14 protein-coding genes and 1 riboswitch are annotated in these 15,127 nt (G+C 31.4%); of the genes, 6 read left to right on the top strand and 8 right to left on the bottom strand.

The annotated features are described in order from the left end of the window. Positions 1-32: 32 nt before the first annotated feature. From ACH2CG_RS14290 to rmuC, 5 genes are all read right to left on the bottom strand, one after another. Positions 33-2,066, bottom strand: coding sequence for an FG-GAP-like repeat-containing protein (locus tag ACH2CG_RS14290; RefSeq protein WP_395066362.1), 2,034 nt, complete (start codon positions 2,064-2,066; stop codon positions 33-35). Positions 2,067-2,103: 37 nt separating this feature from the next. After that, positions 2,104-3,201, bottom strand: a complete 1,098-nt coding sequence (locus tag ACH2CG_RS14285; protein ID WP_395066360.1) for a hypothetical protein — start codon at positions 3,199-3,201, stop codon at positions 2,104-2,106. A gap of 109 nt (positions 3,202-3,310) precedes the next feature. Next, positions 3,311-3,859, bottom strand: a complete 549-nt coding sequence (locus ACH2CG_RS14280; RefSeq protein WP_395066358.1) for an acyl-CoA thioesterase — start codon at positions 3,857-3,859, stop codon at positions 3,311-3,313. Then, positions 3,860-4,228: a 6-phosphogluconate dehydrogenase gene (locus ACH2CG_RS14275; RefSeq protein WP_395066357.1), complete on the bottom strand. Its 369-nt coding sequence runs from the start codon at positions 4,226-4,228 to the stop codon at positions 3,860-3,862. 3 nt (positions 4,229-4,231) lie between these two features. Next, a complete protein-coding gene (gene rmuC / locus ACH2CG_RS14270) occupies positions 4,232-5,641 on the bottom strand; it encodes a DNA recombination protein RmuC (protein ID WP_395066355.1) in 1,410 nt (469 codons plus the stop codon). Positions 5,642-5,729: 88 nt separating this feature from the next. On the opposite strand from rmuC, the gene ACH2CG_RS14265 reads away from it, so the two are divergent. The 5 genes from ACH2CG_RS14265 (at position 5,730) to ACH2CG_RS14245 (ending at position 9,814) form a co-directional block, all read left to right on the top strand. Then, positions 5,730-6,314: a pseudouridine synthase gene (locus ACH2CG_RS14265; protein ID WP_395066354.1), complete on the top strand. Its 585-nt coding sequence runs from the start codon at positions 5,730-5,732 to the stop codon at positions 6,312-6,314. Positions 6,315-6,347: 33 nt separating this feature from the next. Further along, entirely contained in the window at positions 6,348-6,800 is a 453-nt protein-coding gene (locus tag ACH2CG_RS14260) for a tRNA (cytidine(34)-2'-O)-methyltransferase (protein ID WP_395066352.1), read from the top strand. Between the two features lie 2 nt (positions 6,801-6,802). Beyond that, on the top strand, positions 6,803-7,285 hold the full coding sequence (locus tag ACH2CG_RS14255) for a hypothetical protein (RefSeq protein ID WP_395066351.1): 483 nt from the start codon (positions 6,803-6,805) through the stop codon (positions 7,283-7,285). A 15-nt stretch (positions 7,286-7,300) separates the two neighbouring features. After that, positions 7,301-8,119 (top strand): hypothetical protein, encoded by an 819-nt coding sequence (locus ACH2CG_RS14250; protein ID WP_395066349.1) that lies wholly within the window; start codon positions 7,301-7,303, stop codon positions 8,117-8,119. A gap of 84 nt (positions 8,120-8,203) precedes the next feature. Further along, entirely contained in the window at positions 8,204-9,814 is a 1,611-nt protein-coding gene (locus ACH2CG_RS14245) for a class I SAM-dependent methyltransferase (RefSeq protein WP_395066347.1), read from the top strand. Here the strand turns inward: ACH2CG_RS14245 and ACH2CG_RS14240 are convergent. The 3 genes from ACH2CG_RS14240 to ACH2CG_RS14230 form a co-directional block, all read right to left on the bottom strand. Beyond that, positions 9,811-10,599, bottom strand: coding sequence for an ABC transporter ATP-binding protein (locus ACH2CG_RS14240; protein WP_395066345.1), 789 nt, complete (start codon positions 10,597-10,599; stop codon positions 9,811-9,813). The two genes, ACH2CG_RS14245 and ACH2CG_RS14240, sit on opposite strands and share 4 nt — an antisense overlap. A gap of 10 nt (positions 10,600-10,609) precedes the next feature. Next, complete coding sequence (locus ACH2CG_RS14235) at positions 10,610-11,635, bottom strand: iron chelate uptake ABC transporter family permease subunit (protein WP_395066343.1); 1,026 nt, start codon at positions 11,633-11,635, stop codon at positions 10,610-10,612. A gap of 163 nt (positions 11,636-11,798) precedes the next feature. Next, positions 11,799-12,935 carry an ABC transporter substrate-binding protein gene (locus tag ACH2CG_RS14230; RefSeq protein ID WP_395066341.1) on the bottom strand — a complete coding sequence of 379 codons (1,137 nt, stop codon included), beginning with the start codon at positions 12,933-12,935 and terminating at the stop codon, positions 11,799-11,801. Between the two features lie 64 nt (positions 12,936-12,999). After that, positions 13,000-13,264: riboswitch (cobalamin riboswitch) on the top strand. 29 nt (positions 13,265-13,293) lie between these two features. Between ACH2CG_RS14230 and ACH2CG_RS14225 the strand changes: the two genes are divergently transcribed. Then, a complete protein-coding gene (locus ACH2CG_RS14225) occupies positions 13,294-15,123 on the top strand; it encodes a TonB-dependent receptor plug domain-containing protein (RefSeq protein WP_395066339.1) in 1,830 nt (609 codons plus the stop codon). Positions 15,124-15,127: the final 4 nt, after the last annotated feature.

Below are 15,127 nucleotides of genomic sequence, written 5' to 3'. Positions count from 1 at the left end.
CAGAAGTTTTGTAAATATATTAAAATTTTAATTTATTTTTTTATAAACTTTTGAGCATGAACTTTTCCATTTTCATCCGTTAGCATAAGAATATATGTTCCAGATTGTAAAGACTCAATATTTATTGAAGCATCATTTATTGTAGATTTTAAAACTGTTTTTCCGTTTAAATCATATATTTTTCCAGAAATCATTTTTAAATTAGCGGTTGTAATATTCAAAACATCATTAGCAGGAATAGGATATAAACTAAACTCTGATGTTGTAAATGTATTATTACTCAATGGCGAAGAACCTTCAAGTACTAAAAGAGATTGATTTATTAATGGATTATTAATAACATCAACAACTCCAGATGGCCATCTAATTATTGCAGTTGTTATTGTTGTTGCAGTTCCAATACCAAAATGTGCCGTTATTGAACTCATATTTTGAAATCCTGTTCCGCTTTGTACATCTCTAATTTGTAAACCCCATGGACCATATAGTTCTACTCGTGCACCAATTCCGTTTCTATTACTTTGAACACCTTGTAAATTAATTTTTATCCAATGATTAGAATTTCCATTATTAAACAATACATTATTTCCGTTTTGAATATCTATAAATCCATCGTTATTTAAATCTCCAATTGGTCTATCAACTGTTGAAATAGCGTAAGAATTTGGATTAGGTGTAAAATGAAAATTTCCATTTCCAAACATAATAGTATTTCCAGCTCCTAAAACATCAAGATAACCATCATTATCAAAATCTTCTGCCACATATTCTCTTCCTGTGTCAGTTATTGTTTCATATCCAGATCCTGTGGTTACACTTGTAAATGTTCCATCACCATTATTTCTTTTTACATTAGTATTTCCATTTGCAGTAGAATTTACACCTACTATTACATCCATCCATCCATCGTTATTATAATCACCAACGGCACAAGACCATGTTTGTTCTGGATCTGCTAGATTAGCTGCTGCTGCAACATTTGAATAAGTTCCATTGCCATTGTTTTTATACATCTGATTAATATTGCCACCTACACCAGAACCACCTTGTCCACATTTGGCAATAATCATATCAATATCACCATCGTTATCATAGTCAAACCAGTTAGTTGCATAATTACCACCTGTAGTAAAGTCACCTAATCCTCCTTGATTGTGGTTCATGTTTGTTCCATCATTCATGTAAAATCTGTTTGGTGCATTATCGTCACAAGCAAATCCGTCTAGTTTTCCATCATTATTAATATCTACAAAATTTGTTCTTTGTACTAAATAGGATTGCGTTTTTCTATCGGTTGTATAGCCAGTACCAGTTGCATTTGCTTTTAGAAAAGTTACACCACTACCAGAACCATAAAGTAAATCATTAAATCCGTTATTGTCATAATCGCCAGCAGCAATACTCCAAGAAGGAAGAATTGCGGTATTAGGAACCGTATAGGTTGAGGTGCTAAAAGTTCCTCCGGCTTGTTGATAGGTTATTGCCAATTGCGTTGTACTTATTGCAGATACAATGTCATCTTTATAATCACCATTCATATCTACAATACAATTATTATATCCGCCAGTTATACCAGCAACTGCAATTGATGTAAAGGATAATCTATCTGGAGCTGGTGGAGGAGCAACTGATAATGTAAAATCAAATGCTACTTGACTGTATTTATTGTCAAATGCTATTGTGTAAACTGTTCCAGTTGTTACACTAAATGAGACTTGTGATGATAATGTACCGTTATAATCATCATTAGATCCAATACAAACTGGTGCAGTACAACTTCCAGAATATATAATTACTCGTGTATCGGCATTATTATTCTGACTTAATAATGTGGATAGAATTAAAGTAGTGGTTTGAGTAGCGGTAAATTTATACCATTTTCCTTTAGTTCCAACTCCATTTGCTAATCCACAAAGTTGTGTTGGAGCTGTTCCAGTTTCATTAGTAAAAGCCGGAGCTGTAGTTGTCGAACCTATGGCAATAGTTACAGCAGTATCACAAGTTCCTTGTGCAAAGGATATCGTAAAACTAAAAAAAGCAATGATAAAATATAATGTTTTTTTCATTTGTTTGTTTATTTGGTTTTGGTTAGTTGTTTTATTTTTAATTGCATGATGGATTTAATGAATTAATCCATTGTTCCATTAGCGCTACTCCTTCATCGTGAATTATTGTTCTACCCAGTAAAGGCATTCTTTCACTTTCATCATTGGTACTAATTCTATAAACAAGAACAGATTTACTAGAATTTCCCGGACTTACTAATTTCTGTAATGTAGGACTTATTATTTCGTCTGCAGTTACACAAACACCCATCATTGCTGGATCTAATGTTGATCCAAAACTAAATCTTAATGCTCGATAATCACACCTTCCTTGATTTTGATGACAATGAGCACAATTTGCATCTACATAAGATCTTGCTCTTAATTCTAAAGATTTAGAAGTGTCGTGATAATCTACAGTTGATGCTATTGATGATGGAAAACTTTGAAGATAACCTTGTTCTTTAAGTTTTAATAATTGGTTTTTTACACCATCACCATAATTATAATTGTAATTTAAATTTTGAGGCTTCAACCCAATTGGAGTTCGTACTTCATTAATTTTATGACAAGCATAACATTCTGGTTCTGATGGAATTCTATAATCAATAGTTACTATTTCATTATTTGGTTTTTTAAACGTAAGGTTGACCGAACCTCCATTTTCAAAATCTACACCATTTACTAAAATAGCATCCGTTTGATCATCATTCCATAAATATTCATAAAATTTCCAACCATCAGATTTTAAAATCATTAAACGAGTTTCTATTAACTTCGTTGTATTGTTAGGTTGAATTGTATTGTAATAAAAAGTTTTTATTAATACCGTTCCTGTAGGAAAATTTAAAATTTTATTATCAGCAGTGTAAGTAGCAATACTACCTACTGGCATCCATAAAAATCTTTTTTTCAAGGCATAATCTGTAAAAAGACTACTTGCAGGCTCATAAGGAAGAACATTTAAGGAAGGGACAAGATTTTTTATTTCGCCTTCAAAAAAATGATAATCAGATAATTTTTGATAGGGAACTTGAGTTAAATCTACTACAACTGGTGATACTGGAACATATTCTTCATCATCATTTTTTGTGCAAGAAATTATAATTGTCGTAAATAAAAATAACGAAAATGCTAGTGCGTAATATTTTTTCATAAGTTTTGTTTGTTCAATTCAAAAATATGAAAAAAATGACAACTTCCTAATTTTTATTGAATTAACTTATCAATTTGTGCATAATTTTTTTTTTTTCGCAATAACTGTCTTAATTCATTTCGAGTTTTACATTGTAGTTTTTCAATGCTGACAATGCTTCATCTGTTTTGTAGTCGAAAATCTCTTCGTGTAGATTTCGTTCTTTTTTTAGCGCAATTTGTTTTATACAATTACAAAAACGGCGAATTTCTTCATAACTTGAAAGTATTAAACCCGGAACTTTTATGTTTTTTCCATATTCATCTTTGGCAACCATAGTAAAATAAGAAGAATTGCAATGTTTTACTTTTCCTGTTTGAATATTTTCAGATTCTACTCTTATTCCCACAATCATCGAACTAGTTCCAACATAATTTACACTGGCTTTCATGGTAACAAGTTCGCCAACTTCTATTGGATTTAAAAAATCTACAGTATCTACAGATGCCGTAACACAATAATTTCCCGAAAATTTACTTGCGCAAGCAAATGCGATTTGATCTAATAATGATAAAATGTAGCCACCGTGAATTTTACCAGAAAAATTAGTGTGCGATGGCAACATCAACTCAGAAATTGTAATTTTTGAGGATTTTATAGTTTTAAAAATTGGTTCCATTTATTTTACTTTAAACGGTGAATCCTCTTTTACTACTTCCGAAATGTAATAGTTTGTTTCACCCCACCACGGAAAAGTTCTGTAACGTTCTACATAAGTAACTTTTACATATTCTCCTTGCAAATCTTTCATTTGCTGAATTACTTTTTCATCGCTATCCATGACAGAAAATTTAAAAATTTGAGCACCAGAAATTCCTTGGCTCAATTCGCCTTCCCAAGTTTTAAAAAATACACCTTTATTACTGATTTTTATTAATTCACCAGAGCGATATCCTTCGCTGTAAGTTGCATAATACACAAATGAAAAATAGGCAGTCGAGATTATTACAAGTGCCAATACAAAATATAAAATAATTTTTCGTAACATAATTTATTCGTTTTCGGTTAATGAATTATCGGAACTTATTGCTCTGTTTATAATGTTTTCTGGAAGTGATTTTTTAGCTTTTGCACCCATTTTTTTTAATTTTTCAACGCTAGTAATTAGGTTCCCTTTTCCTTCTACAAGCTTGTTCATCGCTCCAGAATATTCTACTTTACTCTCATCAATTTTCTTACCAATTTTTATTAAATCAGAAACAAAACCTTCAAATTTATCATATAAAGCTCCAGCTTGTCGTGCAATTTCTAAAGCATTTTCTTGCTGCTTTTGATTCGTCCACATGCTATCAATTGTACGCAATGTTGCCAATAGAGTAGAAGGTGTAACGATGACAATGTTTTTTTCAAATGCTTTGTTGTATAAACTCGTGTCTTCATTTAATGCTAAAGCAAATGCCGATTCGATTGGAATGAAAAGCAATACAAAATCTGGACTTTCCATTTGATACAAATCATGGTAATTTTTGCTGCCCAATTGTTCGACGTGACGGTTTATTGAAATTACATGCTCTTTTAAATGTTGCGCTTTTAAACTGTCGTCTTCTTCATTGATGTAACGTTCATAAGCGGTTAAAGTCACTTTAGAATCGACAATCATTTTCTTTCCATCAGGTAAATTGATAATTACATCTGGAAAAACACGATTTCCGTCTTCGGTAACAAAACTTTGTTGCACAAAATACTCTCTGTCTTTCTCTAATCCCGATTTTTCTAAAACACGTTCCAATATCAATTCACCCCAATTTCCTTGCATTTTACTATCGCCTTTTAATGCTTTGGTTAAATTCAAAGTTTCCTTACTCATTTGAGCATTCATTTCGCGCAAGCCTACTATTTGCTGACGTAAAGCCGCATGATAATCGATGCTTTCTTTATGTGTATCTTCTACTTTCTTTTCAAATAGCTGAATTTTATCTTGCAATGGCGAAAGAATATTTTTTAGATTTTCCTTATTTTGTTCCGTAAATTTCGATGTTTTTTCGTCTAATATTTTGTTGGCTAAATTTTCAAATTCTTTAGTAAACTTCTCTTGCAATTGCTCCACTTCTTGCTTCTGCTCTTTGTTTCGTTCCCAAAGATTTTCAAAATCGGTTTCTTTTTTAGATAATTGTATAGCTAACGATTCTTTTTCGGATCGAATGGTTTCTTTTTCAAGATTGGAAGACGCAAGTTGCTTTTCAAAATCTATTTTATCAGATAGAATTTGTTTTTCAAATTGATTTCTTTCGTTTTGAAATTGTTCTTTCAACTGATTGATTTGTGATAACAAGCCATTAGATTTCTCTTCTAACGATGCTTTTTCCGATTTAGAATTGGCAGAGAATAATTGTTTGCCAAGGAAAAGTCCAATGGCTAAGGCGATAATAAAGACTAATAAAAAAGGTAAAACAGCTGTCATAAAAATAAAAGTATAAGAATGTAAATGTACTAAAAAATGTAATAGTTGTTTATCAGATTAAATAGTATTTTTGCCACAAATAGATTTCATGTCACAACACCAACATTTCCTAATTTTTAAACCTTACGGTTATTTATCGCAGTTTATTTACGAGCTGAAACGTCCTAAAAAACTACTCGGAGAATTATATAATTTTCCAGAGAATACAATGGCAATTGGTCGATTAGATGAAGATTCAGAAGGTTTGCTTTTGCTTACAACCGACGGAATGATGAGCGAAATTGTTCGCAGTAAAAAAGTAGAAAAAGAATATTACGTTCAAGTGGATGGAATTGTAACTCAAGAAGCAATCGAAGCATTGAAAAATGGCGTTTTAATTGGCTTTAACGGAAAGAAGTATTTAACCAAAAAATGCGAAGCTCGAATTTTGCCAGAAGTTCCAAACTTTCCAGATCGTGCCAAAAAAATTCGTGATGAACGTCACGGACCAACTTCATGGTTATCCATCACAATTAATGAAGGCAAATTTCGACAAGTACGAAAAATGACATCTGCGGTTGGATTTCCTACTTTAAGATTAGTAAGAATTCGTGTTGGAAATATCTATTTAAATGATTTAAAACCCGGAGAAGTTCTCGAAGTTGGAGATTTTTCAAATATTAGTAATTCTTAAATCAAAAATCAAAATTCTAAAATCGTTAATCCCATGTTAAACATAGTCTTAGTAGAACCAGAAATCCCAAACAATACTGGAAACATTGGTCGTTTGTGTGTAGGAACCGAAAGTCGTTTGCACTTAATTCATCCGTTTGGGTTTGTAATTAATGATAAAAACCTGAAACGTTCAGGGCTAGATTATTGGGTACATCTTGAAGTTACCGAATATCAAAATGTTGCCGAATGGATAGCTCAAATTAAAGATAAATCAAGAGTTTTCTTGATGAGTTCACATGCTAACAAATCTATTTATGAAAATGAGTTTCAAGATGAAGATTGGTTGGTTTTTGGTAAAGAAAGTAAGGGTTTGAGTCAAGAAGTTTTAGATCAATTTGAAAATCATTTGACGATTCCAATGTCAAAATTAATTCGTAGTTTTAACATTGCCAATTCGGTTGCTTTTGTGGTTGGAGAAGCTAAAAGACAGATTAATTTAAAATAATCATGCGACCAATTATCGATTTAAATAATACATGGCATTCTGAAGAAACTGTAGTTTACGTGTCTAGATTTGAGATGGCAGGTGCATGTTTTATTCAAATCGTAATTCTTTTATTGTTTTACCTTTCTATAATAAATGGCAATTATATAGTATCAATTTTATTACTAATCCCAACTTATTTTTTAGTTAAAAAAATAAAGAAACTGTATCTTGAAATAGACGAAATTCAGTTGACCATTAACTCTTATGGAATAAAAGTAAAAAATGAACCAATAATTAGTTGGGAAAACATAGAGAATGAGCGAATTATAAGAATTGGAAAGAGAAAAAATTCACGACATGATTTTGTTTTCTTTGATCAAAGTCAACATAAAGAAATACAATTTAGAACTGATATACTAAATTTTGGTTGTTTTGAATTAATTGATTCTGCTAAAATTCATAGAGAACGATTTAATAGAAAGAATATAGTGAAAATTTCTTAATAATAATATTATAGCATGAGAGAAAATGTTACCGTTCAGCAAGCATTAAGTAAAGGAAAATTGAAATTAGTTTATCTTCCATTGCTTCTTTTATTTTCATCAATTGGAATTGGAATCTATCTAAAATCTGTTGAATTATACAGTGGTTGGGCAATTGGAATTTCGGTTGTAATTGGCTTTTTACTAAGTTGGTTAGCATGGAGTTTTTTTGTGGTTGATTGGAAAGTTTGGGCATTTGAAAACGTGAGAAACGTCCATGAATTAAAAAGAAAAGCAATCGAACAAAAGCTGATTTGGGACGACGGAAGTTGGTTCAATAAAACCGAAATTATAAATTATGAGCAAAAGCAAAAACTCAAACAACTGGAAAAAAAGTTCCTAGAAAAAGATGTTTATCATGATGATTTTAACGTTCCAAAAGAAACCGCAATTTATTTTTCAAAATCTACTATGGTTATTGAATTTATAGTTGGAGTATTTATGATTGCTTCTGGAATTTATTTTTATGAGACTCATTCTTCGGGATATTTTTGGATGTTATTACCACTAATTGGCGTTTATAGTTTCTTTTCCTGTTTAAAAAAATATTTTGATAAATCACCACAGATTATCATCAACAGCGAAGGAATAAAATTGAAGAAAACAGATTTGATAGCATGGAATCAGATTCATAATGATAGGGTGTTTAATGAATCGCACGGAAAATCTTCTACAAATTATTTTGCCTTTAATAATGAAAAAATTTCTATTGATAATTTAGACGTTAAATTTGATGTGTTAGAAAATTTACTTCAGGTTTACCGAGTTCGTTTTGAGAAGAATACTGCAAATTAAATTTAGTTTTGGTAACAATTACATTCTTTATCTAAAGAAATAAATCCTTATATTTGAAAGACTAGAATTTCAAAATTTCAAAATATGATGGATAAAAACCAACTTCGAAGCACCATTTTTAAACACCTTGACGGATTGGCAACCGCGCCAGTTGCTGTAGCATTAAGTAAAAAAGGAATTCTAGATTTTATTCTTCAAAATCAAGAAGTTACTCTTGAAAGATTGGTTTTGCAATTCCGATGCAACGAAGGTTATCTCAACGTTGGGCTTCGGGTTTTGTGCTCGCAAGGTTTTTTAGATTATCATGTAAATAATGAAACTCAAGAAATAAAATTCACTGTAAATAATAAATCTAAAACGGCTTTTTCGTTGTTTTATTTATATGACGATGTAGTCGATTTGTTACATTTTTCAAGTCAATTTCATCCGCGTTTGTTTGAAGAGGAACCGTTTAATCGTCTGAATTTAATTTTCGAAAGATATAAAAATAACTACGGAATTACTTTTTCTGATGCTACCGAAATTGCTGCAATTCAACATCAAATTCTGAAACATGTAGAAGGTTATTTGGTTGGTCCCACATTAGTCCGATTGGGCATGAACGGCATGTTTCATAAATATTTCATGGAAATTTCTTTCCGCGCCGAAGAATATCATAAATCACCAGAATTATTTACTAAAATTCTAGATTTCTTTGTGTTTTTAGGTTGGTTTAAAGAGAAAAATGGCAATTATCAATTCACAGAAGAGGGTTTGTTTTTTGCCAAACGCGCTTCTGCTTATGGAGTTACGGTTTCCTATTTGCCAACATTTGCTAAAATTGAAGAATTAATGTTCGGAAATCCAGCAGTTTTGCGATTACTAGATAACGGTGCAGACGAAATTCACGTAGATAGAGAAATGAATGTTTGGGGAAGTGGTGGCGCGCACGATACCTATTTTAAAGTAGTTGACGAAATTTTAATCGAATTATTTAACCTGCCGATCGAGCAACAACCCAAAGGAATTTTAGATATGGGTTGCGGAAACGGTGCTTTTTTACAACACATTTTCGAGGTTGTCGACAGGCAAACTTTACGCGGAAAAATGCTTGACGATTATCCGTTATTTTTAGTTGGTGCCGATTATAATCAAGCGGCTTTAAAAGTTACTCGTGCCAATTTAATCAAAGCTGATATTTGGGCAAAAGTGATTTTTGGCGATATAGGAAGACCCGATTTGTTGAGCAACGACTTAATGGAAAATTATACTATCGATTTGAAAGATTTATTAAATGTGCGCACTTTTTTAGATCACAATCGAATTTGGGAAACTCCAAAAAATGAAACTCCTAACAGCATCAGTAGTTCAACTGGAGCTTTTGCGCATCGTGGCGTTAGAATTAGCAATAATTTGGTAGAACAAAATTTATTGGAGCATTTACAAAAATGGTCGCCTTATGTTTCAAAATTCGGATTGTTGTTAATTGAATTGCATACTATTTCACCAACTTTAACAGCATCCAATATTGGTAAAACTGCTGCAACAGCTTACGATGCAACACACGGTTTTTCAGATCAATATATTGTTGAAATTGATGTTTTTAATAAAATAGCTGCCGAAGCCGGATTGTTTCCAGACGAAAAAATATTCAAGCGTTTTCCAGATGCCGATTTTGCAACTGTGAGTATTAATTTATTGAAAGGGAAGAATTAATTTGTAACAACAAACTTTCCTTTTTCAGCATCAAAATAGATGTTTTCATTTTTGAAAAGTGTATCAAAAACGCCTTTTGAAATCAAGTTGCAGGGTTCATCTTGTTCAAATGTGGTTTCGGTCATGACAATCATTTCATCAGATAATTGAATTGCCAAATCGATGTCGTGTGTCGAAAATAAAATACATTTATTAGTTTCTTTGGATAGTTTTTTTAGCAATTTAAAAACTGAAACTTTGTGCAATAAATCCAAATGAGTTGTTGGTTCATCCAGAATAATTAATGGCGTATCTTGTGCCAAAGCTCTTGCAATTAGTACTTTTTGAAGTTGTCCGTCGCTTATTTCGTAATGTTTTTTATCTGATAAATGTTTGATTTGAGTCAGTTCAATAGCGGTTTTTACTTTCTCTAAATCGTCGTTAGATAATTTTCCAATCCAATTGGTATAAGGTTGTCTTCCTAAAGCAATTAATTCGAAAATTGTCAAATTACTCGATGGCAATCTTTCGGTTAAAACCACACTTAAATTTTGTGCCAAAGCAACCGAATCATAAGTTTGAATGTCTTTATTATTCAAAAATACAGTTCCAAAAAGTGGTTTTTGAATTCCAGTTAATGTTCTTAAAAGTGTAGATTTTCCAATTCCGTTGGCGCCAACCAAACTGATAAGTTTGCCTTCAGATAAATTGATGTTTAAGTTCTTAGCAATGGCATTTTCTGCATTTTTAGTTTTGTATCCAATGCTTAAATTTGAAGTTATTAGAATGTTTTTTTTGTCTTCCATTTTTGTCAAATTAAATCATTCTTTTTTTACTAAGCAAAAGCCAAATCACGACAGGTGCGCCAATAATTGATGTTATCGCATTTATAGGTAATGTAAAATCCATTCCTGGCATTTGCGAAACCATATCGCAAAATAACATGATTATCGCTCCAATTAAAATCGTACTAAAAAATAATATTTTATGATTACTAGTCTGAAAAAGTAATTTTGCCAAATGCGGAACAGCCAATCCTACAAAAGCAATTGGTCCGGCAAACGCAGTAATACTTCCTGCTAAAATACTAGTTGCGAATATAATAACCAATCTTGATTTTTTAATATTCAAACCTAAACTTCGAGCGTAATTTTCTCCTAAAAGCAAAGCATCCAATGATTTAATCGAAAACAAACTCAATACTAATCCAATTAAAACGGCATTTGATAAGAAAATAATATTGTTCCAGGATAGATTTCCGATGCTTCCTAAACTCCAAAAAGTGAATTTTTGCAATTGTTCTGCCGTACTAAAATAGGTTAAAACCGATACGATTGCGCCTGCAAAACTGCTAAACATCAATCCAACAATCAACACCGACATCGTGTCACGCAATTTGCTAGAAACTAACAAAACCAATAATAAAACAGATAAACTTCCTAAGCAAGAAGCTATAATTATTCCGAAAGACGAAAGTAACATTTCAGATAGAAAACTTGGTAAAATTCCGGCTCCTAAAATCACAAAAGCGACTCCTAAACTCGAACCCGAACTCAAACCCAAAACATAAGGTCCGGCAAGTGGATTTCTAAATAACGTTTGCATCAATAATCCAGAAATTGATAATCCGATGCCAACTAAAATTGCCGTAATTGCTTTTGGTAATCTAAAATTGATGATGATATATTCCCAAGTTTCTTTGCTTGCAGGTGAACCCAACAAACTTTTAAAAACTTCTTTTATCGGAATGGCAACTTGTCCAAACGAAATATTCAATAGCAATGACACCAGCAAAAGCAAGGTCAATATTGAAAATAGAATTGTATTTCGAGTTTGGAACATTTGTTTTTTAACCATTAAGGAATTAAGAAAATTAAGTTTTAAATGTAAATAGTTAATTAAGAATTAGTGTGATTTTAAGCGTAATCCAATTAGTGTTAAAATTAAGTTCGTGTAATTTTAAACGGAATCAAAATCGTGAAAAATCGTGCAATTCGTGTAAAATTTATTTCAACTTCTCAAAAAAGAAAGGTTCATAGCCTACAAGTAATTCTGGATGCAAAATTTTAACCAAATCTTTCAGCACTAAATCTGGACGATTTGGAGCCAATTCATAATATAAAACGCCACCAGTTTTTCCTTTCTTTCTGGTAAACGAATATACATTTTTGTTTTGAAATGCCTTGAATTGTTCATAATGTGGATTGGCATCGATCATTTGTTTTAAGGAAGTAAATTGTCCAGATGTGATCCAGAAATCGGCTTCTTTAGCTTTTTCTAAAACCGTTTCAAACGATAAAGATAAACTTCCTGTTCCAGAGGTTGCTGCCCATAAATATTCGCCTTTTGCTTGTGCTAAAAGTTGTGAACCCCAACTTGTTCCTTTTGGTAAATACCATTTATCTTCGAACATGTCACCAGCTAAAACTGTAGGTTTTGAAGTAGCCATTTTAGCAATTTCAATTGTTTTTAGATAATCTTTTTCAATTTTATTAAAGATTTCGTTAGCTTCTTTTTGTTTGCCATACAAAGCGCCAAAAAACTTAATCCATTCAGCTTTTCCTAATGGAGTTTCTTCGTTCCAATCGCCGTTTAGCATCACTTTCAATCCGCTTTTTTGCAAATTATCTAAGGTTGGATTGTTGTTATCGATGCCATAACCAATGATGACTTCGGGTTGTAAATCAATTAAAACTTCGGTATTTAATGACTGATTTTTTCCTAATTCTTTTATTTTTTTAGCATCTATTAACGCACGAACTTTATCTGACGAAATGTAATCTAAATTAGGAAAACCGATTAAAGTTTTTTCTTCGTTTAGCATTTCCAAAGACGGAATATGAGTAGTAGAAGTAACCACAATATTTTTTAAAGGAATATTGATTTTCATCAATGATTTAAACCTTTCAGGAACAATTCCGTTTTTCTCTTTTAGAATATATTGATACGTTTTAGAAGCTTTTGGCCAAGGATTTTTTACAGTAATAATTGTATAGCCATCATAGTTCTCAATAGAAAAACCTTTGGCATATTTTACTGTATTTTCCGAAGAAATTTCAGTTGTATTTTTCGCTTCTTGTTTGCATTGAACCAATGTTGAAAAAGCTATAAAAAGAAGTATAAAATGTTTTGTGATTTTCATTAAATGAATTTTTCACAAAAGTAGATTATTGTTTTAATATTTTGAAAGAATTTTATTTAGTCTATATTTGCACCCGAAATAAGGTTGTGATTTAGAATCATTAAAATCACATTAAAAGGGAATTTGGATAAAAACCAAAGCTGTACCCGCAACTGTAAGCTACAAAGCTTGTTGTTACTACAAAACCATTGTTTGAAAATTCTGGAATTAAGAATTTTGAATTAGGACTTTAAAATCCTTAATCAAAAAATCCTTAATCCTTAATCTAAAATGAGAAGGTAAACAACAAGACGCAAGCCAGGATACCTGCCTTTTTTATAACAAATATCGAATCTTCGGGAAAAAAGATTCAGAAATTATGACTTTAAAAAAGCAGTTTTTATTCGCAGTTTTGTTTGTGTGCCAATGTATTTGTGCGCAACAAGATTCTATTACCGTTTTGGACGAGGTTTTAATTTCAGATGTTCAGCTTAAAAAATTCTCTAATTCGCAGTCAGTTTTAAAACTACCAGATTCTATACTTTCTAACAATAAAACTTCGCTAACGACTTTATTGAATTACAATTCGGTAATTTATTTTAAGGAAAACGGACTCGGAATGGTTTCGTCACCATCGTTTAGAGGAACAACGGCGCAACAAACAGCAGTTATTTGGAATGGAATAAACATCAATTCACAACTTAATGGTCAAACCGATTTCAACACTATTTCTGCCAAAGATTTTAATTCAATTTCCATTCGTGCTGGTGGAGGAAGTTCAGTTTATGGGAGCAGCGCTATCGGCGGAAGCATTCACTTGAATAATGATTTAAGTTTCGGAAACAAATTTGAGAATACACTTCAAACCAATTATGGAAGTTTCAATACGCTTGGTGTTAATTATAAAATGCAACTGGCATCAGCTAAATTTAGTTCGCAAATTAGTATTTCCAGAAATTCTTCCGATAACGATTATAAGTATTTAGATTCTGATAAAAAGAACGAAAACGGACAATTTTACAATACCAGTTTCAATGTGAATTTGGGTTATAAATTGGATTCTAAAAATATTTTGAAATTGTACAGTTATTTATTTGATGGTGAGCGCCATTTTTCTGGAACTCTTGCTGCGCCATCTAAAAGTAAGTATAACGACTTGAATACTAGAAATTTATTAGAATGGATTGGAAGTTACAATCAATTTACATCAAAAGTGAAATTGGCTTTATTATCTGAAAAATATAAATATTTTGAGAATGCAGCGACCTCAATTTTTAGTGATGCCAAAGCCGAAACATTTACTGCAAAATATGATTTGTTGTACAAAGTTAATTCAAAATTAGAACTGAATTCGGTTATAGATTTTACTCAAACAAAAGGTTTTGGAAGCGATATTGGTAACAATAAAAGACAAATTGGATCGGGAATTTTATTGTTGAAACACAAACCTTTCGCCAAATTTTTATATGAAATTACGGTTCGAAAAGAAATTACAAGTAATTATAAAAGTCCGATTTTATTTTCTGTTGGAACTAATTTTTCGGTATTTTCATTTTATAATTTGAAGATAAACGGCTCACGAAATTACAGAATTCCAACCTTCAACGATTTGTATTATCAAGGAAGTGGAAATTTGAATCTAAAACCCGAAAGTTCGTATCAAGTTGAAATTGGACACGAATTTAAATTTAAAAATACTACGTTTTCGCTTACCAATTATTACATAAAAATTCAGGATTTATTGCGTTGGTCTCCAAGTTCTAGTGGCAATTGGACACCAAATAATGTTGCGAATGTTGTAACTTATGGTGCCGAATTTTTATTGAATTACAACAAAGAAATTGGTAAAAGTAAATTTGATTTTACAACCACTTATGCTTACACAATATCTAGAGATGAAGTAAAAATGAAACAATTAATTTATGTTCCATATCATAAATTCACTGCAGCTTTGGCTTATTCATTTAATAAATTATCAGCTCATTATCAGTATTTATATAACGGTAAAGTGTTTACTTCATCGGATAATTTTTATAAACTCGATGATTATTTGGTTTCTAATGTTGGAATAGATTATCAATTTGGAAAAAAGAAATTCCTGAAACTTGGTTTTGATGTACTCAATATTTTCAATGAAAACTATCAAAGCGTGAGTACACGACCATTGCCAGGAAGAAATTACACAATAAATCTAACCTTTAATTTTTAATAGA

The sequence above is a fragment of the Flavobacterium sp. genome, assembly GCF_043778725.1.
GTDB lineage: Bacteria > Bacteroidota > Bacteroidia > Flavobacteriales > Flavobacteriaceae > Flavobacterium.
Note: the sequence above shows the minus strand (reverse complement) of the source record. Positions and strands in the feature narration are given on the sequence as shown.

Coding starts and splice junctions, on each gene's coding strand:
- ACH2CG_RS14290 (WP_395066362.1), bottom strand. CDS start 2,066: ATGAAAAAAACATTATATTTTATCATTGCTTTTTTTAGTTTTACGATA.
- ACH2CG_RS14285 (WP_395066360.1), bottom strand. CDS start 3,201: ATGAAAAAATATTACGCACTAGCATTTTCGTTATTTTTATTTACGACA.
- ACH2CG_RS14280 (WP_395066358.1), bottom strand. CDS start 3,859: ATGGAACCAATTTTTAAAACTATAAAATCCTCAAAAATTACAATTTCT.
- ACH2CG_RS14275 (WP_395066357.1), bottom strand. CDS start 4,228: ATGTTACGAAAAATTATTTTATATTTTGTATTGGCACTTGTAATAATC.
- rmuC (WP_395066355.1), bottom strand. CDS start 5,641: ATGACAGCTGTTTTACCTTTTTTATTAGTCTTTATTATCGCCTTAGCC.
- ACH2CG_RS14265 (WP_395066354.1), top strand. CDS start 5,730: ATGTCACAACACCAACATTTCCTAATTTTTAAACCTTACGGTTATTTA.
- ACH2CG_RS14260 (WP_395066352.1), top strand. CDS start 6,348: ATGTTAAACATAGTCTTAGTAGAACCAGAAATCCCAAACAATACTGGA.
- ACH2CG_RS14255 (WP_395066351.1), top strand. CDS start 6,803: ATGCGACCAATTATCGATTTAAATAATACATGGCATTCTGAAGAAACT.
- ACH2CG_RS14250 (WP_395066349.1), top strand. CDS start 7,301: ATGAGAGAAAATGTTACCGTTCAGCAAGCATTAAGTAAAGGAAAATTG.
- ACH2CG_RS14245 (WP_395066347.1), top strand. CDS start 8,204: ATGATGGATAAAAACCAACTTCGAAGCACCATTTTTAAACACCTTGAC.
- ACH2CG_RS14240 (WP_395066345.1), bottom strand. CDS start 10,599: ATGGAAGACAAAAAAAACATTCTAATAACTTCAAATTTAAGCATTGGA.
- ACH2CG_RS14235 (WP_395066343.1), bottom strand. CDS start 11,635: ATGTTCCAAACTCGAAATACAATTCTATTTTCAATATTGACCTTGCTT.
- ACH2CG_RS14230 (WP_395066341.1), bottom strand. CDS start 12,935: ATGAAAATCACAAAACATTTTATACTTCTTTTTATAGCTTTTTCAACA.
- ACH2CG_RS14225 (WP_395066339.1), top strand. CDS start 13,294: ATGACTTTAAAAAAGCAGTTTTTATTCGCAGTTTTGTTTGTGTGCCAA.